The sequence below is a fragment of the Hyphomonas sp. UBA3195 genome, assembly GCF_002366485.1.
Lineage (GTDB): Bacteria > Pseudomonadota > Alphaproteobacteria > Caulobacterales > Hyphomonadaceae > Hyphomonas.
The window spans coordinates 163,473-186,006 of record NZ_DEXB01000028.1; the positions used below are offsets into that span (position 1 = coordinate 163,473).

Annotated in this window: 22 protein-coding genes and 1 other RNA gene; 15 read left to right on the top strand and 8 right to left on the bottom strand. The window is 61.1% G+C overall.

Annotated features, from left to right (window positions below; all coding sequences use genetic code 11):
* Positions 1-10 precede the first annotated feature (10 nt).
* Positions 11-799 (bottom strand): metallophosphoesterase family protein, encoded by a 789-nt coding sequence (locus B2344_RS09410; RefSeq protein WP_290485074.1) that lies wholly within the window; start codon positions 797-799, stop codon positions 11-13.
* Positions 799-1,674 (bottom strand): diacylglycerol/lipid kinase family protein, encoded by an 876-nt coding sequence (locus B2344_RS09415; protein WP_290482597.1) that lies wholly within the window; start codon positions 1,672-1,674, stop codon positions 799-801. The genes B2344_RS09410 and B2344_RS09415 overlap by 1 nt, the downstream gene beginning before the upstream one ends.
* A 95-nt stretch (positions 1,675-1,769) precedes the next feature.
* Here B2344_RS09415 and dapB point away from each other — a divergent pair, with 95 nt between their 5' ends.
* The 3 genes from dapB (at position 1,770) to B2344_RS09430 (ending at position 3,406) form a co-directional block, all read left to right on the top strand.
* Positions 1,770-2,585 carry a 4-hydroxy-tetrahydrodipicolinate reductase gene (dapB, locus tag B2344_RS09420; protein ID WP_206991209.1) on the top strand — a complete coding sequence of 272 codons (816 nt, stop codon included), beginning with the start codon at positions 1,770-1,772 and terminating at the stop codon, positions 2,583-2,585.
* 108 nt (positions 2,586-2,693) lie between these two features.
* Positions 2,694-3,098, top strand: coding sequence for a PTS sugar transporter subunit IIA (locus B2344_RS09425; RefSeq protein WP_034810778.1), 405 nt, complete (start codon positions 2,694-2,696; stop codon positions 3,096-3,098).
* Positions 3,098-3,406, top strand: coding sequence for an HPr family phosphocarrier protein (locus tag B2344_RS09430; RefSeq protein ID WP_290485075.1), 309 nt, complete (start codon positions 3,098-3,100; stop codon positions 3,404-3,406). Before B2344_RS09425 ends, B2344_RS09430 begins: the two co-directional genes overlap by 1 nt.
* Before the next feature lie 82 nt (positions 3,407-3,488).
* Here the strand turns inward: B2344_RS09430 and B2344_RS09435 are convergent, their stop codons facing one another.
* On the bottom strand, positions 3,489-4,454 hold the full coding sequence (locus B2344_RS09435; RefSeq protein ID WP_290483714.1) for an amidohydrolase family protein: 966 nt from the start codon (positions 4,452-4,454) through the stop codon (positions 3,489-3,491).
* Positions 4,455-4,703: 249 nt separating this feature from the next.
* Here B2344_RS09435 and B2344_RS09440 point away from each other — a divergent pair, with 249 nt between their 5' ends.
* From B2344_RS09440 to B2344_RS09450, 3 genes are all read left to right on the top strand, one after another.
* Complete coding sequence (locus B2344_RS09440) at positions 4,704-5,447, top strand: hypothetical protein (RefSeq protein WP_290483713.1); 744 nt, start codon at positions 4,704-4,706, stop codon at positions 5,445-5,447.
* A gap of 144 nt (positions 5,448-5,591) precedes the next feature.
* Positions 5,592-5,950: a transfer-messenger RNA gene (gene ssrA / locus B2344_RS09445) on the top strand.
* A 98-nt stretch (positions 5,951-6,048) separates the two neighbouring features.
* Positions 6,049-7,665 carry an amidase gene (locus B2344_RS09450; RefSeq protein WP_290485076.1) on the top strand — a complete coding sequence of 539 codons (1,617 nt, stop codon included), beginning with the start codon at positions 6,049-6,051 and terminating at the stop codon, positions 7,663-7,665.
* A 3-nt stretch (positions 7,666-7,668) separates the two neighbouring features.
* Here B2344_RS09450 and B2344_RS09455 read toward each other — a convergent pair whose 3' ends face one another.
* The 4 genes from B2344_RS09455 to B2344_RS09470 all read right to left on the bottom strand — a co-directional run bounded on the left by B2344_RS09455 (position 7,669) and on the right by B2344_RS09470 (position 11,899).
* Positions 7,669-8,340: a glutathione S-transferase family protein gene (locus B2344_RS09455; RefSeq protein ID WP_206991212.1), complete on the bottom strand. Its 672-nt coding sequence runs from the start codon at positions 8,338-8,340 to the stop codon at positions 7,669-7,671.
* 104 nt (positions 8,341-8,444) lie between these two features.
* Positions 8,445-9,650 (bottom strand): Gfo/Idh/MocA family protein, encoded by a 1,206-nt coding sequence (locus B2344_RS09460; protein ID WP_290485077.1) that lies wholly within the window; start codon positions 9,648-9,650, stop codon positions 8,445-8,447.
* 106 nt (positions 9,651-9,756) lie between these two features.
* On the bottom strand, positions 9,757-10,626 hold the full coding sequence (locus B2344_RS09465; RefSeq protein ID WP_290485078.1) for an SDR family oxidoreductase: 870 nt from the start codon (positions 10,624-10,626) through the stop codon (positions 9,757-9,759).
* A gap of 28 nt (positions 10,627-10,654) precedes the next feature.
* Positions 10,655-11,899 carry a pyridoxal phosphate-dependent decarboxylase family protein gene (locus B2344_RS09470; protein WP_290483709.1) on the bottom strand — a complete coding sequence of 415 codons (1,245 nt, stop codon included), beginning with the start codon at positions 11,897-11,899 and terminating at the stop codon, positions 10,655-10,657.
* Between the two features lie 117 nt (positions 11,900-12,016).
* Between B2344_RS09470 and B2344_RS09475 the strand changes: the two genes are divergently transcribed.
* From B2344_RS09475 to B2344_RS09495, 5 genes are all read left to right on the top strand, one after another.
* Positions 12,017-12,208: a hypothetical protein gene (locus tag B2344_RS09475; RefSeq protein WP_206991215.1), complete on the top strand. Its 192-nt coding sequence runs from the start codon at positions 12,017-12,019 to the stop codon at positions 12,206-12,208.
* Positions 12,209-12,393: 185 nt separating this feature from the next.
* Positions 12,394-12,867 (top strand): SspB family protein, encoded by a 474-nt coding sequence (locus B2344_RS09480; RefSeq protein ID WP_206991216.1) that lies wholly within the window; start codon positions 12,394-12,396, stop codon positions 12,865-12,867.
* A 15-nt stretch (positions 12,868-12,882) separates the two neighbouring features.
* On the top strand, positions 12,883-13,338 hold the full coding sequence (locus B2344_RS09485; RefSeq protein WP_206991217.1) for a PaaI family thioesterase: 456 nt from the start codon (positions 12,883-12,885) through the stop codon (positions 13,336-13,338).
* The gene (locus B2344_RS09490) at positions 13,338-13,778 is read left to right on the top strand and encodes a PaaI family thioesterase (protein WP_290485079.1); all 441 of its coding nucleotides are present in this window, start codon (positions 13,338-13,340) and stop codon (positions 13,776-13,778) included. The genes B2344_RS09485 and B2344_RS09490 overlap by 1 nt, the downstream gene beginning before the upstream one ends.
* Positions 13,779-13,874: 96 nt before the next feature.
* Complete coding sequence (locus tag B2344_RS09495) at positions 13,875-14,642, top strand: siderophore-interacting protein (protein ID WP_290485080.1); 768 nt, start codon at positions 13,875-13,877, stop codon at positions 14,640-14,642.
* Here B2344_RS09495 and B2344_RS09500 read toward each other — a convergent pair.
* On the bottom strand, positions 14,639-16,021 hold the full coding sequence (locus B2344_RS09500) for a cytochrome P450 (RefSeq protein WP_206991220.1): 1,383 nt from the start codon (positions 16,019-16,021) through the stop codon (positions 14,639-14,641). The two genes, B2344_RS09495 and B2344_RS09500, sit on opposite strands and share 4 nt — an antisense overlap.
* 233 nt (positions 16,022-16,254) lie before the next feature.
* Here B2344_RS09500 and B2344_RS09505 point away from each other — a divergent pair, with 233 nt between their 5' ends.
* The 4 genes from B2344_RS09505 to B2344_RS09520 form a co-directional block, all read left to right on the top strand.
* Complete coding sequence (locus B2344_RS09505) at positions 16,255-17,484, top strand: cytochrome P450 (protein WP_290485081.1); 1,230 nt, start codon at positions 16,255-16,257, stop codon at positions 17,482-17,484.
* 217 nt (positions 17,485-17,701) lie between these two features.
* Positions 17,702-19,657, top strand: a complete 1,956-nt coding sequence (locus tag B2344_RS09510) for a DEAD/DEAH box helicase (protein ID WP_290485082.1) — start codon at positions 17,702-17,704, stop codon at positions 19,655-19,657.
* A gap of 78 nt (positions 19,658-19,735) precedes the next feature.
* Positions 19,736-20,500 carry an enoyl-CoA hydratase gene (locus B2344_RS09515; RefSeq protein ID WP_206991223.1) on the top strand — a complete coding sequence of 255 codons (765 nt, stop codon included), beginning with the start codon at positions 19,736-19,738 and terminating at the stop codon, positions 20,498-20,500.
* A gap of 244 nt (positions 20,501-20,744) precedes the next feature.
* Positions 20,745-22,534 (top strand): DNA gyrase subunit B (locus B2344_RS09520; protein ID WP_290485083.1); only part of this gene is annotated, 1,790 nt, incomplete at its 3' end.

The following is a 22,534-nucleotide window of genomic DNA, read 5'->3' on the forward strand; positions in this document are numbered from 1 at the left end:
TCACCCCCCGCTAGGCGCAAGACTCCAGATTGGCATCAAACGCGCCCATACGGGAGATTTTCGGCCCATCTTCATGAATATCGCATCGGTCGATCCGCAACTCTCCCTCTTCCAGCCGGATCAGATTGAACGAAGGCGGCTCAGCCCGCAGGCGCACCGATAACGTCCCGGATGAGACGGCGAGATAGCAACCATTGGCGCGCTGGCGCACGACGACCGAGGGCGTGTGGACATGCCCCGTCAGCACCATCTGTACATGGCTCGCCGCCACCATATCGCTGGCGCGTCGGCCTCTGCGGGTCCGTGTGCGGAGCGGCGCACCGGGCAGGGAATGAAACGGATGATGGCAGGCAATCAGTTTGACCTCTGCCCGTGACTTGCCCGCGCGAACAATCGCCTCATCCAGGTCGTCCAGATTGACAGACCCCTCGGCCCAGTTCCGCCGTGCCTGCCAGCCGCGCGCCGTGTTGAGGCCGACAGCGATCGCACCGCCAGCCTCGACGACCTCAAATTGCTGATTGAATCGCCGTTTGAATCGTTTGAAGGGTTCCGCCGCCCGCGCCGCGACATTGAACATGGGGGTGTCGTGATTGCCGGGCACAACGAGCTTCGGCATGTCGAACCTGTCCAGCCACTCGGCCGCAGCATCGAACTCACGTGTACGTCCCCGCTGGGTCAAATCTCCGCACACGACCAACATGTCAGGTTTGGTGGATTTGATACAGGCTTCGGCAGCTTCAATCGCGTTTTCGTCTTCGGCGCCGAAATGAATGTCTGAAATCTGTGCAATAACTGTCATCAGGACATGTCTGGAACGAAGATTTTCACCGCAGAATCGATCCGCCGGAACCTCAGCGGTGTGTCCATCTCTTTGAGCTCACCATCCAGCGTGACATTGATGCGCCCCTTGTCGGTCTGGTGCACCTCGATCTCGTCAGCAAGTTTCAGCGCAACATCCTCAGCATTGCGCCAGCCATCGAACATCATCTCCAGGCCAAGCTTGGCGAGGTCCAGCAAGCCCTGAGGGTCAATACTCGCAATCTCCAGCTTTCCGGGCGTGTCCGGATTGATGTTCACCGTCAGAGTGGTGGCGGTCTCGGCGGCCTTGCCGGGGGCGTTCCAGGCAATGTTGGATTTCAGAGCCAGAGCCGAAGAGTCGTGCACGATCTCCGCGGCCTCAAGAATTTTCCCCTCGCGCAATGCTTCGCGTGAATTGGTGAACCGGGTCATGTCACCCATCATGGCCGCCACGAAGAAGCGGGGTCCGCCGACAATCTCGCCACATGGCATCGGGCGTACCTTGCCGCCCTGCAGCGCGCGATCGATCAGCACGTCCCACTCATGGTCGCCGCCCAGGGCGCGAGTGGGCAACATATTCATCGTCCCGCCCGGCAGTGGCAGGACCGCCGGACCGAGCAGACCGGCATGCGACAACGCGCAGGCAATCGTGCCATCCCCGCCCCAGACAATCAGCGTGTCCGGCTCTTCAGCGAGCGCCGCTTCCATGAGCAGCGCAAGATCATCCTCACCGACCGTATGGATCGAGGCAGCGTCCGGCAGGCCTGAGAGTTTTTCACGCAAGAGATCAGCGGCTCCCTCGGGCGTGCTGCCCGAGAGCGGATTGATCACACAGGACACACGGCCAAGCCGCGAAAGCACATTTGTTGGGGTCATGTGCGTAGAACGCGCCAGATGACAAATTTGTTCCCGGCGTTCAGCAAGCTCTCGCCCTGCGGGAAAACCTCGCTATAACGGCGCGCATGACAGAAATGACACCTTCCGATTCGCTCCGCGTCGCCATAGCCGGCGTCGCGGGTCGCATGGGCCGCCAGCTGGTCGGCGCCGCGCTTGATGCTGGCCTTACCGTGGTGGGCGGCAGCGAGGCTCCCTCTTCCGAACATCTCGGCGAGGATATTGGCGAACTGGCAGGCCGTCGCCTGTTGGACCTGAAACCGGCAACCGATCCCGTCGCAGCTGCGGCAAAGGCTGATGTCTGGATCGACTTCACCCGCCCTGCCGCGACCCTGGCTGCGCTAGACTCCCTGAAACACACAAGCGTGCGCGCCGCCATCATCGGCACGACCGGCTTCACTGATGAAGAAGAGGCCGAGATTGCGCAGGCCGCGCAGTCCCTTGCCATCGTCAAGGCGGGCAATTTCTCGGTGGGCATCAATCTGCTGCAGGCCCTCACCCGCATGGCGGCCGAACGGCTCGGTCCGGATTGGGATATCGAAATCCTCGAAACGCATCATCGCCGCAAGGTCGACGCCCCCTCGGGCACCGCGCTCATGGTGGGCGAGGCCGCCGCTGCAGGCCGCGGAAAGCCGCTGTCAGACCTGCGGGCTGGCCCTTATGATGGCCCAGACGCCAAGCGGCGCGCTGGCAGCATCGGCTTTGCCGTACGCCGGTCTGGCGGGGTGATCGGCGAGCATGAAGTCAGCTTCGGCTCGGACATGGAAATCCTCTCGCTCAGCCATACCGCCATTGACCGCGCGGTCTTCGCGCATGGCGCCCTGGGCGCGGCCGCATGGGCGATGCGCCAGGATCCAGGCCTCTACGACATGAATGACGTGCTGGGGCTTTGAAGCAACGCCCACAGGTCACCATTCTCCCAACAGCTGAATCAGGGTTGACGCTCGTGTTCGCAGTGGCAGCATGACAAGTTCGTAAAGTTTGAGCACTGGGACCGGCATATGATCGGAATTGTGGTTGTCAGCCACGGAAAGCTTGCCCGCGAACTCGTCGCCGCCACGGAACACGTGGTCGGCGAGCAGGATCGATTCCGCTCGATCTCGATCGAAGTGGAAGACGACATCGAGGCGCGCCGCGATCAGATCCGCGAAACGGCCAAGTCCTGCGATGCCGGCAAGGGCGTCATCATCCTGACAGACATGTTCGGCGGCACGCCCTCAAACCTCGCCATGTCGGTGATGAATGCCGGCAATGTCGAAGTCCTGTCCGGCGTCAATCTGCCCATGCTGATCAAGCTGGCCGAAGTGCGCGGCGAGATGACCCTCAAGGACGCCGCCAAAGTCGCCGCAGAGGCGGGCCGCAAGTATATCAACATCGCCTCCGAACTCCTCGCGAAATCAAACTGATGCCCGACACGGAAACCCTCACCGCCAGCCAGCGCGCCATGATCGTCAACCGCAAGGGCCTGCACGCGCGCGCCTCTGCCCGCCTGTCCCGCCTTGCCGGTGAGTTTCAATCCCGCATCATCGTCTCGCACGAGGGCGAAACCGCCGATGCGCGCTCCATCATGGACCTCATGATGCTGGTCGCTCACAAGGGCTGCGAAGTCGACATCAACGCCGAAGGCCCCGACGCGGCCGAGGCGGTCACCGCCATCGCCAGCCTCATCGCCGACGGCTTCGGCGAACAGGGCGACGCCGACACGATCTGCTGAAAATCAGGGCTCAATCGGAAACCACAAGCCGATCATGGGCCTCGACACGGAAGGGAGGCGGACCCGGACCCGTATTGTGCGTCTATTTCAACTGAAAGAAGCGCTCAGCGTTCTTGTAGAGGATCGCCTCGCGTTGGTCTTCGCTCAGCCATTCGATGGATTCCAGGCGGCCCAGGACCAATGCGGTTGGAATATTGTCCGTCCCCATCATGATACGGTCATCGAAACCGGCCTCAATCAGAATTCGCAAGCTTTCATCATACAGTTCAATAGGCAGCGGACCATTTGTGATCGAAAGATCGACATTGACCTGCGGATAATCGCGTAACAGCGCCAAGGTCTCGTCCCAGTGCGGCTCATAGCTCCCTGCGCGTCCGGCTCCGACATGCTGTATCCAGACTCTCAGATTGGGATGACGCTCCAGCACCCGGCGCAACAATGCCGGATTGCCCATTTCAGGATCATAGTCCGGGCAACAATCGGAATCACTGCGCATGGAGTTTATTGCTTTTGGTGGCGGGCCGCGCTGAGTGTGGACGCCGACGGGTAGATCGTATTCCTCCGCCAATGCGAAATATGGATCATATCTCGGATTACCGACCGAAACACCATAATAATTCGGAATGACCTCGTGGATGGCCTCGATTTTTCCGTGCTCGACCATTGTCCGCAGCCATTCGATATCGACCCAACCCTCATCCGCCGGGAAGCAGTTGTACCGGGGCTCCGCAAGATTTCGAGGACACCCCAGCATGACGCCAACCAGAAATGCATCCGGTGCCACATTCTTCCAGGTTTCGACATCGTCATAGTCCGTGATGGAAATTACCGCCAACCGCACACCATTCTGCGACATCTCGCTCAACATTTGCGAGCGGTAAGCATCATCATCCCCTGTCGGCCAGGTGCCATGGCGATGCACGTCAATGATCTTCGCGACAGGTTCCGGCCGCTCTTCCGTGCCGTCACCATACGCTGGCGACAAGAGGGTACAGCTCGTGAGCGTTGCCAGTGCTGCGGCCAGTATCAGAATGTTGTGTGAGCGCATTCACTGTCCCCGTGAAGTCTGGAGTTCACTTGTCGAGGATATCCAAGGCCTTGTCAAAACGACCGCGGGTCGATGCCGGGCTCAGCGCTGATGCTGACATAGAGCGGACTATTTGAAATCGCCTTTGCCATAAACGGTCGAGGATAAAGAATAAATTGCGGGCGCCGGGCCCTGTTGACTACCATCTCAATTCAATTGAGAGTTGCGCAACATTCACGACTGTCGTTTTGCACAGGGGATAAGCTTACAATGAAAACACTGACCATTTGCGCTTTGTTTCTAACGATTGGAATGGTCGGTTGTACGTCAAACGAAAACAGCACATTCACCGATGAGAACGGGCAAGAGTGCAGGCGAACTTACAATCAAATCTATCAGCCACCTGTGACAGTTGGGGGTGCGGGCACAACAATAAGCGTTCCTGGTGATACAGTTTGTACCGACCCCGAAGATGCGGCGATACCAGAGGACGCAATTGTTCCTACTCAAGATGAAGCATCTCGCACGGTGCAGTCCATCAACCAGGCGCAGCGCCAAACACTTTCCTTCTTCGAATCCGCGAATGGTCCAAACCTTACGTGCAAGATCACGGATCGCGGTGAGGACCGTGTTGAATCGATTGAGTGCCAAAAAACGTCCGGCTCTGATTTGTGCCTACGCGGAATGTTCGAAAATGGCGTTGCTGAAAACTTGGAGCGGTGCTTTGACCTACCAGCTCAGGTGACACTTTTCGATTCAACCCGGTACGATTTGGGGGCTGAGGAATCTCATCTTTTAGAATCTTGGGCCGTTTGGGGGGCTGAGGAAAATGACCCTGTTGTTTATAATACCATGTTCGCAAGCTTTTCAGGAGCAGAGTGGCAACCAATGTTTGCTGGCTTTGGCCAACCGTCCAAAAAAATTGCCCAATTCATGGCACCGGAATGGTTGAATCGCCCAGAATCGAGAGGGCGTGTGGTGCCGCCGAAGAAGCCAGTATTAGTGACTGAATAATAAAATACCGAAGCGAAGTTCAAACCTTGGTTGAATAAGTCGGGAGAACTCCAGACCCTCTTCGGCTGGAAGCCCCCTCCTCACCATCCCGGGAAGCCGGGAGGGCATATGCGGGCCCTAGACTGGCTCACTCCAAACACCTCCCCCCTTCCAAAACCCCCAAATCATCCCTATATTGGTCATGTCTTCGGACTATGGCGATAAACGCGCGTGCAATAAGCGGTTCGGACCCGGGGGCGGTACCCGGCGGCTCCACCAAAAGCAGGTTCAGGCATTCACCGGCCTGTTTCTGACGGGGCCGAAATAGGATCGACGGACGTGTAAAGACGATGCCTTTGCCGGATTGGGCCCCCTCAGAAGCCCATATCACATAGTTGCAAATGACAACTTTGCTGAAGGTGAACTGCTCGCAGCGTAAGCTGTGCTCGGTTAACCGATCTAACTCCTAGGGTTTCAGACCCCTAGGCGGGGCCCGGAGGCGCCTGGCAACAGAAGCCTCCACCTTATCCTTTTCCTCGCAAATTCGTGGCCGCCGCGCGCTGGCCAGTCTGGAACTTTGTCGCTAGCGTTCGGATCGAACACGCTGAGGGAGCTGGCCACCATGAAACATTACCTCGTCGCCGCCATATCGGCGCTCGCCCTGACCGCCTGTTCCCCGCAGACTGGAGACACGTCGATGCCGGATACCAAAGCGCCGATCAGCTATGCCGCCGAAGGCTGGACCGTAAAATCCCTGCCTGAACTGGCGGAAGCCCTGCAAACCGGTGAGGTCTCCGCCGAAGCGCTGACCCAGGCCTATCTGGACCGGATCGAGTTGGTCGACCGCTCCGGCCCCACGCTGCAAGCGGTCCTCACCCTGAACCCGGATGCGCTGGAGGCCGCCCGCGCGCTGGACGCAAAGCGGGACGCCGGCGAGCCGCTCGGCGCGCTCCACGGCCTGCCAATCCTGCTCAAGGACAATATCGAAACAGCAGACAACATGCCCACCACGGCTGGCGCCCTCGCCCTGAAGGACAATGTCACGGACCGCGACTCCCCGCTCGTCGCGGGGCTGCGCGCTGAGGGCGCCATCATCCTCGGCAAGACCAATCTCAGCCAATGGGCAAACTTCCGCTCCAACAGTTCGATGAGCGGCTGGTCCGCGCTTGGTGGACAAGTCCGCAATCCGCACATGCTGGACCGCAACCCCTGTGGCTCAAGTTCCGGATCGGGCGCTGCCGCCGCCGCCTCCCTCGCCGCGGGTACGGTCGGCACCGAAACCAATGGCTCGATCATTTGCCCATCCAACGTGAATGGCGTCGTCGGCTTCAAGCCCACGGTCGGCCTCGTCTCGCAGGACTTCATCATTCCGATCTCCTCCTCACAGGATACAGCCGGCCCGATGACGAAGACGGTCATGGGCGCCGCGATGATGCTCAACGCCATGGCGACCGGCGCAGCGAAGACAGACTATGCCGCCACCCTTGATGCCGCCGCATTGCAAGGCAAGCGCATTGGCGTCCTGCGCGGCGCCCAAGGCAGCAGCCCGCTCATCAAAGACAGTTTCGAACAGGCCCTTTCGGACATGGAATCGGCAGGCGCAATTCTGGTTGATATCGACGACATCGACATGCCCGACGGCTTTTGGGGAAAGTCATTCGATGTGTTGAAGTATGAGTTCAAGGCGACACTGAATGCCTATCTCGCGAGCACGCCGGACACGGTCACAACGCCCACGCTGGCCGACCTGATCGCTTTCAATGCCGAACATGCAGACATCGAACTCGCCTTGTTCAATCAGGATATTTTTGAGCAGTCAGAAGGCATGGAAGATCTTGAACCCGATGGCTACAAAGAGGCTGTTGCCTTCGTCCAGTCCGCCACCCGCGAAAACGGCATAGACCGTCTGTTGGCAGAGCATGACGTGATCGCCCTTGTCGCCCCTTCAGGGCCACTTGCCCCGCGCGCTGATCCGGTCAATGGCGATGTCTGGCCGGACTGGGCAGGCGCGGGCTATGCAGCGGCCATTGCCGGCTATCCGCACCTGACGGTGCCAATGGGCACTGTTCGGGGCATCCCCATTGGCCTGTCCTTCATGGGCGGCAAGGACCAGGACGCGGCGATCCTCTCGCTCGGCTATGCTTATGAGCAGCGGACGCAAGCCCGCGCCGAGCCGCAATACTACCAGACCGCCGAAGACCTGCCCGAAATCGCCGAGGCCATGCGCCGCCGGGACTGATCGCTAGAGCAGGATCGTGCCCTTGCCATCCTTTTCCAGCGCGCGCTGATAGGAGGGATAGGCGCGCATCTGTTGCAGGAATCTGTGCGCATTCGGATAGTTCCCGGCATCCATGCCGGCCCGGTGCGCCGCCAACTCCATCGAGTATCCCATCACGATATCTGCCGCGGTCAGATTATCTCCGGCAAACCATGTACTCTTGCCAAGTGCTTTTTCGATTTCGGTCATCAATGCCTTCAGGCGCGGACCGAAGAACGCCTTGTCCAGTCCGCCGACCAGCATCTTCGCCGCAGGCTTCAGGAAAAATGGCGCACGCGCTGTCATCGCCATCATGACGAATTTGTTGGTCAGCAAAGGCTGCAGGCTTCCCTGCGAGACATGAAACCAGAACAGGTAATCGGCCCGGTTCGGTGTGCCCGGCGCGGGGCGCAGGCGGCCATCATCATGCGTATCCAGGATATGATCCATGATCGCATTCGTCTCCGAGAGCGTAATGTCGCCATCGGTGATGCAGGGCGCCGTCCCCAGCGGTGAGACCGCCTTGTACTCAGCCGGGGCCAGCCGCGTGTTCGGGTCGCGGTCATAGAGCTTGACCTCGTACGGCACGCCCAACTCCTCCAACAGCCAGAGGATGCGGATGGATTGCGACTTTTCGAGATGGTGCAGCGTGATCATGGTTTGGCCCCTCAGCCCAATATTGGCGACAGATGGACTGTAGGGCGCGACGGCCCCACGTCCAGCCACGATCCTGCGAGGGAAACACGAATTTCCTGTAACAATCAGAGCGTGATTTCACGCCCTTCAGCCGCAGAGCGATAGATCGCCTCGATCAGGGCCATGTCGCGAAGGCCCATTTCGCCCGGCGTGAGGATCGCTGCATCCTCCCGGATCGCATCCGCCATATGGTCACACATGCGGGCAAACTGCACATCGGGATCGCCGGGCACGAGGTCTTCGCGGACACCGTCGCGCACCAACGACATCTTATGCCCGCCATAGCCGGTTGCAGGTTCCATTATCAGCACACCGCCCTCCCCTTCGACCCGCGCAAGATTGCGGCCGGGTGTCGTGTCATAGGACGTGACCATATTGGCCACGGCTCCGGACGGGAAACGCATCTCTGTCGTCACTGTAGAGAAGATTTCTGCAAAACGCGGATCATTCGCCGGTTGCTCTGTTACGGCCTTTACAGAGACCGGCATTTCGCCGGAGAGGTACAGCGCCGACTGCAATCCGTAGATGCCATAGTCTTCCAGAGGACCACCCCCTGCAAGCGCCCGGACAACCCGCCAATTTTCCGCCACGCTGGTCGGACCCATGCGATAGGTCTGGGCCGTCTCGATCGTCTTGATCTTGCCAACCGCACCCTCACGCATCAGCTCCATGGCGCGCAGGTTAAACGGCTCGAAATGGCAGCGATACGCAATCATCAGCTTCTTGCCTGACGCTTCCGAGGCCGCGATCATCTGCTCGCACTCGGCCGCGGACAGGGCCATCGGCTTTTCGCACAGCACATGCTTGCCTGCCGCAAAACTCTTTTCGGTCCACTGCAGATGCAGCCCCGTCGGGAGCACATTGTAAACTGCATCTACCCGGTCATCGTCTGCGATCCGGTCAAAGTCTTCATACGAATAAATAGCATCTTCCGGCAGGCCATAGGCGGCGGCCACGGTCTTCGCCTTCTCCGGATTGCCGGACACAACCGCCGCAACATGGCAGCGTTCACCATTCGCCAGCGCAGGCAGGACCTTGCCAATGCCATAGCCGCCGAGCCCCATCACCGCGAAGCCGACACTGCCTGCATTGGGCGCGGATGGCGGTGTGTCAGGCAGTTCGCCCCAATTGGGCCAGGGCATGCCAATCGCCTTGGCCGGGATCGCCGCGCTGCCTTCTGCGCTCGCGCAACTTGCCAGCCATGGCGCTGCTGCCAGCGTGGCGCTGCTCAGCACCATGAAACGCCTGCGTGAATGCGTGAATTCGGTCATGACAATCTCCCTGAAGGCCACAGTCTTCTGTTAGCGCTATCTCAAGAAAACCGCAGGCCGCCAAACCGGTCAAGGAAAAAGCCGAGCGGTCCGGATCACAATTGGATCACATCAAACCGGGACCTGTCTTCTTCATCAGCCGCTCGACCACCGCGCCGACATGATACTTCATCGCGTCCGGCCCCATCGGTGCCTGCCGGGCGAATTCGTCTTGTACTTCATCTGCGCGTTTTTCCGCCGCCAGCCAGGCCGATGGCTCCGGCACGATCAGGAATGTGCCGCGCGCAATCTCGTCCAACGTATGTCGCGCGACCTCGAGAGGCGGTTTGCCTTCGGCCATCACGGCGCGGGCCATGTCGCTGCGGCGCTCATCTGCCGACATACCCGTCGCAGCGGGGCTTGTATCCGGCATGTGCGTTGCCGTCAGGCCGGGGCACAGCACGCTGACACCAATCGACTCTGGCAATTCGGCGCGGAACACATCGCCCAGCGCCAGTACGCCATGCTTTGACGCCGTGTAAAACCCATTGCCCGGATGCTGCAGGCCCAGCGCGTGTTCCGACGCGGTCAGGCAGAGATGCCCGGCATGGTCCGCATCGATCATGCGTGCGGCAAACGCCCTGGCTGTCGCCCAGACGCCTTTGAGGTTGACGCCCATCGTTACGTCGAACTCCGCCTCGCTGGCCTTCATCAGCGGCCGCGCCACGCTGACCCCAGCATTGGCGAACACCAGATCCACTCCGCCCAGCCAGTTCCAGGCCTCGCCGGCCATGGCCTCGACCCCCGCCACAGCGGCAACATTGCAGGCGATGGCCAGCGCGGCATCGCCGAGTCTGGCCGCATGTGCCTCGGCCGCATCCTTGTTGATGTCCACAATCACGACGCGACCGCCATCGGCCACCATCGCTTCGGCCAACGCCGCGCCGATGCCGCTTGCACCGCCCGTGATGACCGCCGTTCTGCCCTTGGTTTCCATTATCCGCCCTCCCTGGCGTTCTGACCTGTCAGCTATAGCGCGCTTCAACCTTTTCACCGGCCTTGCCAGCCTGCACCGCTTTCACGCTGGCTTCGAGGTCTGCGAGATAGGCGTCGGCCACATCGGCATGTTTGGGGCTCAGCATCAGGTGCAGGCTCGGCGGCTCTTTCGTGACCGATGTGAACCAGCCACGCCTGAAAATCTCGCCATAAATCGCGAAGGCATGGGCATCGGGATGGTGAAAGGCCATCAGGCCCAGCATCGGATTTCCGACAATCTCGAAACCGAGCCGCTTCACGCCGTCTTCCATTCGCTCCCGCGTCGCACAGACCTGCCCCTGCAACCGCTTGTACCCTTCGACACCCAGCGTGTTCATCACGCCCCAGGCCGCGGAGATCGCCCCGCCCGGCCGCGTGCCCGCCAGCGTCGGCGTCTTCATCGGCGCGCCGCTCCAGCCCGCCATGTCGAACGGCATGTGGGCGTAAAGCTCCTCACTCCGGAACAGCACCGTGGAGGCGCCTTTGGCGCAATAGCCATATTTGTGAAGGTCGGCGCTCATCGACTGAACCGCTGGCACTTCGAAATCAAAGGCTGGCACCGGCACGCCATTCATCCGCGCGAACGGCGCGAAATATCCGCCCACACAAGCATCGACATGCAGCCAGACACCGTGCTTCGCGGCCACCTCGCCCAGTGCCGCAATCGGGTCGATAATGCCGTGCGGGAAGTTTGGCGCCGAACCGACCATCATGATGGTGGCTGCATCCACCGCGTCACCCATGGCAACCGGATCGGCCTCATAAGACCCATCCGTCTTCAGCGGCACGCGGCGGATTTCGATGTCCATCAAATGCGCCGCCTTGTCGAACGCCAGATGTGCCGATTGCGGCAGCACGACATTCTGGCCTTCGCGCGGCTTGCCCAGCGACCGGGCATAGTCGCGGGCTGTCTTCATCGCCATCGTGATCGAGTCGGTCCCGCCGGATGTCATCGCCCCGGTGGATCCGTCCGGCCCATGGAGCAAGCCCAACCCCATGCCGATGACTTCCTTTTCCATCTGCGCGAGGCTTGGAAAGGCCAGCGGCCCCAGACCGTTCTCCGCCATGTAGAGCCCATAGGCATCATGCTGGACTGCTGAAATTTCCGGCCCGGCATTGAAGACATAAACCGCTGTGCGTCCGTCGCGCCATTGCGCATCGCCCCCGCCGCGCGCAACCATTTCTGCGCGCACATCGTTCCAGTCGCGTCCCGTCTCCGGCATCTGCATGATCATTCAGCCTGTCCTCCCCTGTTGCCAGTCTTCTGGTCTGTCGCCAGCAGCCTAGAGAGATTGCCTCCCAACGCAACCGAACGCCGCCAAATGCGTTGATCCGGCACGAAGGAGATTCACATGACCGAGCAAACTGATCCCAAAACCCGCAAGCCCGATCCAGAGACAGACAATCAGGATGAACCGACCCATCACAAGACGGTCCGTCCGGCGGGTGCAGAAAACATGGAACACCCGCCCGAAGAGTGGGACGAAGTGGACGAGGAACTCGACGAGTCGTTCCCGGCCAGCGACCCGCCTGCAAATTACTAACAGGAAATATCGAGGCGCCATGGCGGAAAAGATCGCCATGACCACAAGGGGTTAGTCACAGCGGCTAACAAGCGAGCAGCAATTTTTTGCTCGCCCCTTGTGCGAAGGCCGTTGCGGGCCTCTTTTCCCGACCTTACTGTATGAATCACAGGTTCAACCATACCAAACCGGGAACTCGCGCGCCTATGACGGACTATATCGGCTACGAAGCGCTCACCCAGGCTGCCATGCGCGGTGTTGTCCGCGAAGCCCTGCGCAAGGGCTACAACTCAAATGGCCTGCCGGGTGATCATCACTTCTATCTCACCTTTCGCACCAAGGCGCCGGGTGTGAAGATTGCTGATTACCTTGTCGAACGGTTCCCAGAAGAAATGACCATCGTTATCCAGCACCAGTATTGGGACCTGGAAGTCGAAGACAGCCATTTCGAGATCATCCTGAAATTCTCGGGCGTGCCACAGCACCTGCACATTCCTTATGCCGCGATCACGCGTTTCGTTGACCCGTCTGTAAACTTCGGACTGACCTTCGAATCGCCGGACAAGGACGCGTCGGTCATTTCGCCAGCGGGGGAAGCCACTGCCGCGGATGTGCCGCCCGTCGAGGCCGAGGAAGAGCCCGGTACGGTCGTAAATCTCGACGCTTTCCGCCGGAAATAGGCCGCGCCCGACCTGATGGCAGATACCGAAAAACCCCGCGCCTCGGACGCCGACATGCTCGCGCGTTTCCAGAATTCCAAGAAGCGCCCACCCTGCTCCGATACGCTCGGTATGCGCTTGGCTGAAGTCGAGCAGGACGCTCAGCGCATCCGAATGGATTTCGACGTCTCCCCCAGCTTTGCTAACCCGACCGGTGCGGTTCAGGGCGGCTTCATCTCCGCCATGATGGACGAGGCGATGAGCACCTGCGTCATCATTGCTTCCAACATCACGATGACCGCGCCGACGCTCGAAATGAAGACCAGCTATCTACGCCGCCTGATGCCAGGCAAGGCCAGCGTGGAGGCCCGTATCCTGAAACTCGGCAAATCGGCCGCCTTCATGGAAGCGGAATGCTTTGACGCGGACGGCCAACTCGTCGCCAAGGCCACTGCCACCGCCATTCCCATGCTGTTCAAGCGGCTCGGCTGATGACGTTTGACAAGCGCGCTTTCTGGCAGGATCTCCTGACCAACAAGACGCCGCCCAAGGCAACCGCCTTTCTGGGCTTTGAACTCATCGCTTTCGATCCCGACGCCGGCTGGGTTGAGGCCGCTTTCACTCTGCCCGAACACGCCACCAATCCCGGCGGCGACGCGCAGGGCGGCTTCGTCTCGGCCATGCTGGATGAAGTGATGAGCCTTGCCGGCTCAATCGCGCAGGATGGTCCGGCCATGTCCCCGACCCTGCAGATGACGACCAGCTATCTCCGCCCGGTGCCGATTGGCGAGCGCCTTCTCGGGCGCGGCGAATGTGTCCGCCGGGGCCGCGCAGCCCTCTTCACGCGCGGCGAGCTGACCCGCGAAGACGGCACCCTGCTTGCGCAAGCTACCGCCAGCTGCATCCCCCGCGCCCTGCCTTCCGGCACATAAGTGTGATGCCAGGCCAATTGCCGACCTGACGGTTGATCCCGTCAGCAGAATTGTTATCTGATAATGAGAATAATTCTCAATGCAGGTATGCCACTCATGTCCACACCGAATTTCGCCGAAGCCATTGTCCTGCGCACCCAGCAGCTATCCCCGCACATGGTCCGCCTGACCTTCCAATCCGAATTTGCGGCAGATTTCGTGACCGGCGCGCCAGGCGCATATTTGAAAGTCATTGCTCCCACACCGGGAGAGGCCGGACCGCCCGCTTTCGATCCGGCCTCCTTCAAGACACGGATGCGCACCTATACACTGCGCCATGTCCGGCCGGCCGAGCATGAGTTCGACATTGATTTCGTTGTGCATGGCGATGACGGCATTGCCGGACCGTGGGCCAGACACGCCGCCCCCGGCAACCGCATCCTGATCTCCCGTCCCGGCACGCTCAAATTCGGCACCGAGGGAGCAGACTGGCACCTCTTTGTTGCAGACCTGTCCTCCATCCCCGCCGCTGCCGTTGAACTCGAAGCGCTCCCCTCTGATGCCATCGGTGACGCATTCTTCGAAATCCCCAGCGACGAGGACCGGCAACCTATCCGCACACCAACGGGTATCCGTGTGCATTGGATCATCAAATCAGACCCGCACGCACCCAGCGAAGCGCTGATACAGGCGGTGCAGACCCTCGACTGGCGCCGCGGGGAGCCAAGCGTCTTCGTTGCCGGCGAATTCGCCCTCGCAGGCGCGCTACGCACTTATTTTCGCAAACAGAAGCCGACCCGGAAAGACCTGACTTATGTCAGCTCCTACTGGAAACTCGGCCTGATCGAACCGGAACACAAAGCCTTCAAGGCGCAGGCCGCCTAGGCCGTCTCCATCGCCTTGACCTGCACCTTGGTCGGTCGCGAATTGCCCTTGCCGTAGAGATTCACTTTCAACTTCGAGATCGCATGGACGAGCGCGTTCGGCCCGTATTTGATGTCGCCGGTGAACTCGATGTTCGGGAAACGCTGGAAGATCTGCTCATAGGCAACACGCAGCTGCATCTGTGCCACGCGCGAACCGAGGCATTTATGGATGCCGTGGCCAAAGGCGATATGCTTGTCGACATTGTCACGCATCATGTCGAACCTGTCCGGGTCCGGAAAGACTTCCGGGTCGCGATTGCCTGCACCATACCACATGACGACTTTCTCATCCTTGGCGATGAGCTGGCCGTTGAGTTCTGTCTCTTCCAGCGCGGTGCGGCGCATATGCTTCACCGGTGAAACCATGCGCAAGGCTTCTTCCGACATGCGCGGAATGAGAGACGGATCGTCCAGCACCATTGCGCGCTGGTCCGGCCATTCGGTCATCAGCTTGATCGTACCCGACAGCGAGTTCCGCGTCGTGTCATTGCCGGCGAAGATGATCAACAACCAGGAGCCATCCAGGTATTCCTGCGGCAATTGTTCATCATCCAGCTTTGAATGCGCGATCATGGTCAACAGGTCATGGCGCGGATTGGCCCGGCGGTCGGCCATGACACGTGCGCCATAGGCAAACATCTCTTCGACCACTTTCTTGAACCGTAGCGGAAACAGCGGCTCGCTGAGGAAGGTCCGGAACGGGTTCGTCATGAACTGGCTCGCCATTTCCAGATAGTGCATCCAGTAGACGATTTTCTGGCGGTCTTCCTCGTCCACGCCCAGCATTTCGCACAGCGTATAGAGCGGCAACTGGTTGGAGAAGAATTTGACGAAATCCAGCTCAGGCCCGTTCGCCTCCAGATCATCGAGCAGCGACTCGACCTTCACGCTGACCTTCTCACGCAGCTCTTTGACATAGGCCGGAATGAAGAAGTCTTTTTGCTGGATCCGCATCTGCATGTGGCGCGGCTCGTCCATCGAAATCAGATTGTCCATCGCCGCGCGGATCAGGACTTCGGGCCGCCAATGCTCACGCGGTGGCACGGCCATATTGATACCGCCCCGCTCGGACGAAAAGATTGCCGGGTTCAACTCGACTGTCTTGATGTCTTCATATCTCGTAACCGACCAGAAACCGCTGCCGCCCCGGCCCATTTTCGACCACATGACCGGCGCCTCGCTGCGCATTCGCGCATACAGGTCATGAGGGTGGCCCCGCGTCCAGGAATTGGGATTCCAAAGCTCGAAGTCGGTTTCCAGCATGGGATATGCGCTGGCGTGTACCGGCATGTCCGCGCCGGTATCTTCCAGGATGTGATCGCTGACGAGTTGAGTCATTACAAGCTCCGTAAGGCCGTCACTGAAGTTGACGCAGTTGCGCGTCAAGGCAAGCGACAAGGGGTTACAGAATCATTTAGCCTGCGCTCTCCCTACGACATTCAAGGGGAAAATAGACATCCGAGCCTCCTGGCCCTCAACGCCTTCCCGCAGGTTCACCCACGATTTCAGCGCAAATCCATGATAGGCTTCGTTCATATGATCCGGCGCAAAGACCGGACAGGGAGGAAAACATGGCCGATGATCCGGGCACGCCGCGCGTGCCACAATCCGTGCTGGAAGTGACGGCTTTCTCGCCCGACGCCCGCAACGATCCCCACCCCCCACTGGAGGCCCTGCGCCACAATTGCCCTGTCCTGCGCGACGAGATGGCCAAGACCTGGTTCCTGACGCGCTATTCCGACATTCGCGAAACAGTGAATGATCGCAGCTTTGTCCGTCACCCGTTGAATGCCGAGCAAGGCTCGATCTCTCGCCAGCTGATCGAGGATGATGACCAGCCCCGACGCACCTCCATCCTCTTTCTTGATGATCCGGACCATGCCCGCGTGCGGCCTCCGCTGGCCAAGGCATTCTACACGCGCATCCAGAAGATGAAGCCCCAGATCGAGGCCATCATCGACGACACGATCAACGCCGCGCCCGCGTCCGGCACCTTCGATCTGATGTCAGAGATTGCCGTGCCGATTCCGGTCCTTGTCATCGCACGCATCCTCGGCGTGGATGAAGACCGCCTGCCGGATTTCCGGCAATGGTCAGAGGACGTGATCCTCAGCCTGAACCCCGTGCGGACACCTGAAGAAACCGCCCGGATGGAACAAGGCAGCCACGCGCTGGACGCCTATTTCACCGAATTGATGGAAGCCCGCCGTAAAGTGCCGGGCGATGACCTCATCACCGACATGGTCCAGCTGCAGGCCAGCGGTGACGCTCCGCTGTCGGATGATGAAATTCGCATCAATCTCGGCGCGCTGCTGGTCGGCGGCAACCTCACCACGACCGACCTGATCGGAAATGGCGTCTGGTTGTTCCTGAACCATCCTGAGCAACTCGCCGCACTGAAATCCAATCCCGCCCTTGCCGGACAGGCGGTGGAGGAAGTCCTGCGCTTCGAGGCCCCCGTCTCGGCGACATCCCGGATCGTTGAGGCCGACAGGACGGTTGCCGGCTGTCCGATGAAAGCGCGTCAGGTCGTCTTCTGCTCGCTGGCCTCGGCCAATCGCGACGAGACCATGTTCGAGAGCTCGGAACGCTTCGACATCATGCAAAAGCGCGCCAGCCATGTCGCCTTTGGGGGCGGCCCCCACATCTGCATCGGCGCGCCGCTTGCCCGCATGGAGGCCCGGCGTGTCTTCGAAAAACTCTTCGCGCGCTATCCAGACCTGTCCCTGCCCCCGCAAGACCTCGTCTGGCGCGCGCTGCCCTTCTTCCGCGGCCTCGAACGGCTCGACGTGAAAGGTTAACTTCACCCCGTGTCTCCGGCGCATGCCGGAGCCTCCCGCGGCTGGCTTCCAGCAGGACCCGCATGAGACCCCGGCATGCGCCGGGGATACGGATATTTGAGGCTTGCCCTCACATGCGCACCCTTTATGGCGCCGACTGCAAAAACGTGCCATACGGGGCAAAATCTTCCCGCGGCGCGCATGAAAGCTGCGCCAGCGCCCCAGAAAGCCCTACCAAATGACCGATACCCCTTCTATCCCATCGGCGCTCGCCGAGGCCCTCGCACAGCGTGGCTACGAGACGCTCACCCCCGTCCAGTCCTCTGTCATTGAAGCAGAACTCGACGGCAAGGACCTCCTCGTCTCCGCCCAGACCGGCTCCGGCAAGACCGTTGCTTTCGGCCTCGCCATGGCTGGCGACCTGCTCGCCGGGGCAGACCGCTTCGAGAAATCCGATACGCCGCTGGCCGTCATCGTCGCGCCAACCCGCGAACTTGCCCAACAGGTCGCCCGCGAACTGGAATGGCTCTACGCCAAGTCCGGCGCCCGCATGGCCACCTGCGTCGGCGGCATGGACATGCGCGAGGAGCGCCGCACGCTTGCCCGCGGTGCGCACATCGTCGTCGGCACACCCGGCCGCCTGTCAGACCATATCCGTCGCGGCTCGCTGGATGCCTCGAACGTCCGCGTTGTCGTGCTGGACGAGGCCGACGAAATGCTCGACATGGGCTTCCGCGAGGAACTCGAACACATTCTCGAAGGCACGCCGGAAACCCGCCGCACGCTGATGTTCTCGGCCACCGTGCCAAAAGGCATCGCCGCCCTTGCTGCGCGCTACCAGAAGGATGCGATGCGCATCACCACGGCTGCCGAACAGCAACAGCATGTCGATATTGAATACCGCGCCCTGCTCGTCGCCCCCGGCGACGAAGAGAACGCCATCGTCAACATTGTCCGCCATTCCGACAGCGAGACCGCCATTGTGTTCTGCACGACGCGCGCCGCCGTCAACAAGCTGATCAGCCGCATGGGCAATCGCGGCTTCCCGGTGGTCGCCCTGTCGGGTGAGCTGAGCCAGAAGGAACGCGGCAACGCGCTTCAGGCCTTGCGCGATGGCCGTGCCCGCGTCTGTATCGCCACAGACGTCGCCGCCCGCGGCCTTGATCTGCAGAACCTCGGCCTCGTCATCCATGCGGACCTGCCGCGCGATCCGGCCACCCTGCTCCACCGTTCGGGCCGCACCGGCCGGGCTGGTCGCAAGGGCGTCAGCGCCCTGCTGGTCGCCCCGCGTGCCCGCCGCCGCGTCGAGCGCCTGTTGCGCGATGCCAAGATCGAAGCGAGCTGGGGCAAACCGCCGTCTGCGGACGAAATCAATGCGCTGGATGATGCGCGCCTGATGGCCGACCCGATCTTCACCGAAGATTCCAGCGCCAATGAGGCCGAACTCGCCCGCACGCTGATCGACACATATGGCGCCGAACAGGTTGCCGCCGCCTTCGTGCGCCGCCACCGCGCCGGGCGCACCGCGCCAGAAGACCTGCGCGATGTCGATGACCGCGCCCCGTCCCGTGACCGCAACGAACGCGGAGACCGGCGTGACCGCGACGACCGCCCGCCCCGCGAAAAGCGCGAGCGTCAGGACCGCAAGGGCTTCGACGACGCAACATGGATCGGCATCAATGTCGGTCGCAAGAAAAACGCCGAGCCGCGCTGGCTGTTGCCCATGCTGTGCAAGGCCGGGGGCCTTGGCCGTGACGATATTGGCGCGATCCGCATCAATCCGGCCGACACGCATGTCGAGCTGAAGCCCGACGCCGCCAAACGCCTGTTCGAAGTGATCGGCAATGATGGGATGCTGGAAAAAGGCCTGCGCGCCTTTGCGCTGGACGGCCCGCCGCCTGCCCAGCCGCCGCGCCAGGATTACGCTCCGTCGCGTGAGCGCACGCCCGGCAAGCCGCCACGCAAGCCGCACCTGAACAAGAAGCCAAAGTCCGCCGCCGCTGCGCCGGAAAAGGCCTTCGACCCGCTGACCGACTACATCCAGGACGACCGCCCCGCCGGCAAGCCCCGCAAGGACAAGCCGCACGCCCATGGCAAAGGCAAACCCACCGGCGGCGACAAGACCTATAAGCGTCCCAAGCCGCAGGGTGGCAAGAAACCCTTCAAGAAGGGCCCGAAAAAGCCCCGGGACTGACACTCCCGCACGGTCAGAGATTGACGCTCCGCCCCGGACCCCGCACACCCCTGCAGGAAACCCGAAGCGGAGCGCCCCATGACTGACCACATCACCCAGAGCCTCGAAAATCGCGTCCTGACGCTCACCATCAACCGGCCCGAGCGCAAGAATGCGCTCACCCAGGCCATGTATGGCGCGCTGGCCGATGCCATCAACGCTGCCAATGATGACAAGGCCATCCGCGCCATCATCATCACCGGCGAAGGCGACATGTTCACCGCGGGCAACGACCTGACCGACTTTGCCTCCGATTCCGAGCGCTCCTCTGGCGAACCGCCGGTTACACGCTTCCTGAATGGTATCCGCGACGCCGAGACGCCGCTGATCGCTGCCGTCAACGGCCCCGCCGTGGGCGTTGGCCTGACCATGCTGCTGCATTGCGACATCGCCTATGCGGCAGAGAGCGCCAATTTCCGCGCGCCCTTTACCGCGCTTGGCCTCGTGCCGGAGGCAGGCTCCTCGCTGCTGCTGCCGCTGTCTGTGGGCAATTCCATGGCCAATGACATCCTGCTCGCCGGCCGCATCCTGTCGGCCCAGGAGGCGCTCGATTGCGGCCTCGTCTCGCGCGTCGAGCCGGACACGGGCCTGATGTCGGCCGCGCTTGCCACGGCCGAGCGCATCGCCATTGCCGCCCCGACCGCCATTCGCCGCTCCAAGGCGCTGATCCGCATGAATCGCGACGCCGTGAAGGACCGCATGGAAGCCGAAGGCAAAGCCTTTGCCGAACAGCTCAAATCCCCGGACTTCGCCGAAGCCGCCGCCGCCTTCATGCAAAAGCGCAAACCAGTGTTTCAGGACTGATCCAGATAAGTTTCATCCTCTGAAATGTCTGCCAAAAGGCCCGGAATCGCCCCTGATTCCGGGCCTTTTTGACGGTTTTCTGACCCGGTCTTCCGCAGGCGGAAGCCCTGCCCATCGAACGCCCCTGCAACACCCTGTATTTACAGGCTTTTTGCGGCTGCAAAATCCCCTCCCCATCTGTGGCCTTTACCCCCCAAACCCCCTATAAACAAAGGTGAATTTACGAATCGATGAGGACGCCTAAATGGCCGAAAGCACGCAAGCTGAAAATCCGGAATATGGCGCTGGCTCGATCAAGGTCCTGAAGGGCCTCGAAGCGGTCCGCAAACGCCCCGGCATGTATATCGGTGACACCGATGACGGTTCGGGCCTCCACCACATGATCTACGAGGTCGTGGACAACGCCATCGATGAAGCGCTTGCTGGCCATGCAGACCGCGTCACGGTCACCCTCTTCCCCGACGGCTCGGCTGAAATCACCGATAATGGCCGCGGCATCCCCGTTGGCATGCACCCCACAGAGGGCGCCTCAGCCGCCGAAGTCATCATGACCCAGCTGCATGCGGGCGGGAAGTTCGACCAGAACTCCTACAAGGTTTCCGGCGGCCTGCACGGCGTCGGCGTGTCGGTTGTGAACGCGCTGTCGGACTGGCTGGAACTGACCATCCACCGCGAAGGCAATGAACACTGGGTGCGCTTTGTCGAAGGCGGCCGCGTCGAGGCCCCGCTGGTCACGCGTGGCCCCTCCCCGATGACCGACAAGGGCAAGCCCTATACCGGCACGGCGGTGCGCTTCCTGGCCTCTGCCAGCACGTTCACGATGACCGATTACGACCGCAAGACGCTGGAGCACCGCCTGCGCGAGCTGGCCTTCCTGAACAGCGGCGTCCACATCATCTTCCGCGACGAGCGCGACGCAGAGCCTTACGAAATCGACCTGATGTATGAGGGCGGCGTGAAGGCCTTCGTCGAGCATCTCGACAAGACCAAGTCCAAGCTGATCCCCGAACCCGTCTACGCCATTGGCGAGAAGGACGGCATCACGGTCGAGGTCGCGATGGAATGGAATGACAGCTACCACGAGAACGTGCTCTGCTTCACCAACAACATCCCCCAGCGCGATGGCGGCACCCACCTTGCCGGCTTCCGCGGCGCGCTGACCCGCCTGATCAACAAATACGCCAACGAAACCGGCATCGCCAAGAAGTCCAAGGTCGAGATTTCCGGCGATGATGCGCGCGAAGGCCTGACCTGCGTGCTCAGCGTGAAAGTGCCGGACCCGAAATTCAGCTCGCAGACGAAAGACAAGCTGGTCTCCTCCGAGGTCCGCCCGGTCGTCGAGAGCCTGATGGGCGAGAAACTGGCAGAATGGTTCGAGGAGCATCCGAAGGAAGCTCAGGAAATCATGATGAAGATCGTCGAGGCAGCGGCTGCGCGCGAGGCCGCCCGCAAGGCGCGCGAGCTGACCCGCCGCAAGTCTGCGCTCGACATCACCTCCCTGCCCGGCAAGCTGGCCGACTGTCAGGAAAAAGACCCGGCAAAATCCGAACTCTTCATCGTCGAGGGTGATTCTGCTGGTGGCTCCGCCAAGCAGGGCCGCAGCCGTGACAACCAGGCCATCCTGCCCCTGCGCGGCAAGATCCTGAACGTGGAACGCGCCCGCTTTGACAAAATGCTGTCATCTGACCAGGTCGGCACACTGATCATGGCGCTCGGCGCGGGCATTGGCCGGGATGAGTTCAACATCGAGAAACTGCGCTATCACAAGATCATCATCATGACCGATGCTGATGTCGACGGCGCGCACATTCGCACCCTGCTGCTGACCTTCTTCTATCGTCAGATGCCGGAGCTGATCGAGAAGGGCTATCTCTACATCGCCCAGCCACCGCTCTACAAGGTGACGCGCGGCCGTTCGGAACGCTATCTCAAGGATGATGCCGAGCTGGATTCCTACCTGATCGACGAAGGCACGAGCGGTGAAGCCCTGATCCTGCCGGACGGCACCCAGATTGCGGGCGAAGACCTGCGCGA

Excerpts from the sequence above, each read along its gene's own strand:
- B2344_RS09510 (WP_290485082.1), top strand. The coding sequence starts at position 17,702 with ATGACCGATACCCCTTCTATCCCATCGGCGCTCGCCGAGGCCCTCGCA.
- B2344_RS09410 (WP_290485074.1), bottom strand. The coding sequence starts at position 799 with ATGACAGTTATTGCACAGATTTCAGACATTCATTTCGGCGCCGAAGAC.
- B2344_RS09485 (WP_206991217.1), top strand. The coding sequence starts at position 12,883 with ATGGCAGATACCGAAAAACCCCGCGCCTCGGACGCCGACATGCTCGCG.
- B2344_RS09490 (WP_290485079.1), top strand. The coding sequence starts at position 13,338 with ATGACGTTTGACAAGCGCGCTTTCTGGCAGGATCTCCTGACCAACAAG.
- dapB (WP_206991209.1), top strand. The coding sequence starts at position 1,770 with ATGACACCTTCCGATTCGCTCCGCGTCGCCATAGCCGGCGTCGCGGGT.
- B2344_RS09465 (WP_290485078.1), bottom strand. The coding sequence starts at position 10,626 with ATGGAAACCAAGGGCAGAACGGCGGTCATCACGGGCGGTGCAAGCGGC.
- B2344_RS09440 (WP_290483713.1), top strand. The coding sequence starts at position 4,704 with ATGAAAACACTGACCATTTGCGCTTTGTTTCTAACGATTGGAATGGTC.
- B2344_RS09495 (WP_290485080.1), top strand. The coding sequence starts at position 13,875 with ATGTCCACACCGAATTTCGCCGAAGCCATTGTCCTGCGCACCCAGCAG.
- B2344_RS09415 (WP_290482597.1), bottom strand. The coding sequence starts at position 1,674 with ATGACCCCAACAAATGTGCTTTCGCGGCTTGGCCGTGTGTCCTGTGTG.
- B2344_RS09425 (WP_034810778.1), top strand. The coding sequence starts at position 2,694 with ATGATCGGAATTGTGGTTGTCAGCCACGGAAAGCTTGCCCGCGAACTC.
- B2344_RS09460 (WP_290485077.1), bottom strand. The coding sequence starts at position 9,650 with ATGACCGAATTCACGCATTCACGCAGGCGTTTCATGGTGCTGAGCAGC.
- B2344_RS09435 (WP_290483714.1), bottom strand. The coding sequence starts at position 4,454 with ATGCGCTCACACAACATTCTGATACTGGCCGCAGCACTGGCAACGCTC.
- B2344_RS09505 (WP_290485081.1), top strand. The coding sequence starts at position 16,255 with ATGGCCGATGATCCGGGCACGCCGCGCGTGCCACAATCCGTGCTGGAA.
- B2344_RS09515 (WP_206991223.1), top strand. The coding sequence starts at position 19,736 with ATGACTGACCACATCACCCAGAGCCTCGAAAATCGCGTCCTGACGCTC.
- B2344_RS09470 (WP_290483709.1), bottom strand. The coding sequence starts at position 11,899 with ATGATCATGCAGATGCCGGAGACGGGACGCGACTGGAACGATGTGCGC.
- B2344_RS09430 (WP_290485075.1), top strand. The coding sequence starts at position 3,098 with ATGCCCGACACGGAAACCCTCACCGCCAGCCAGCGCGCCATGATCGTC.
- B2344_RS09475 (WP_206991215.1), top strand. The coding sequence starts at position 12,017 with ATGACCGAGCAAACTGATCCCAAAACCCGCAAGCCCGATCCAGAGACA.
- B2344_RS09500 (WP_206991220.1), bottom strand. The coding sequence starts at position 16,021 with ATGACTCAACTCGTCAGCGATCACATCCTGGAAGATACCGGCGCGGAC.
- B2344_RS09480 (WP_206991216.1), top strand. The coding sequence starts at position 12,394 with ATGACGGACTATATCGGCTACGAAGCGCTCACCCAGGCTGCCATGCGC.
- B2344_RS09450 (WP_290485076.1), top strand. The coding sequence starts at position 6,049 with ATGAAACATTACCTCGTCGCCGCCATATCGGCGCTCGCCCTGACCGCC.
- B2344_RS09455 (WP_206991212.1), bottom strand. The coding sequence starts at position 8,340 with ATGATCACGCTGCACCATCTCGAAAAGTCGCAATCCATCCGCATCCTC.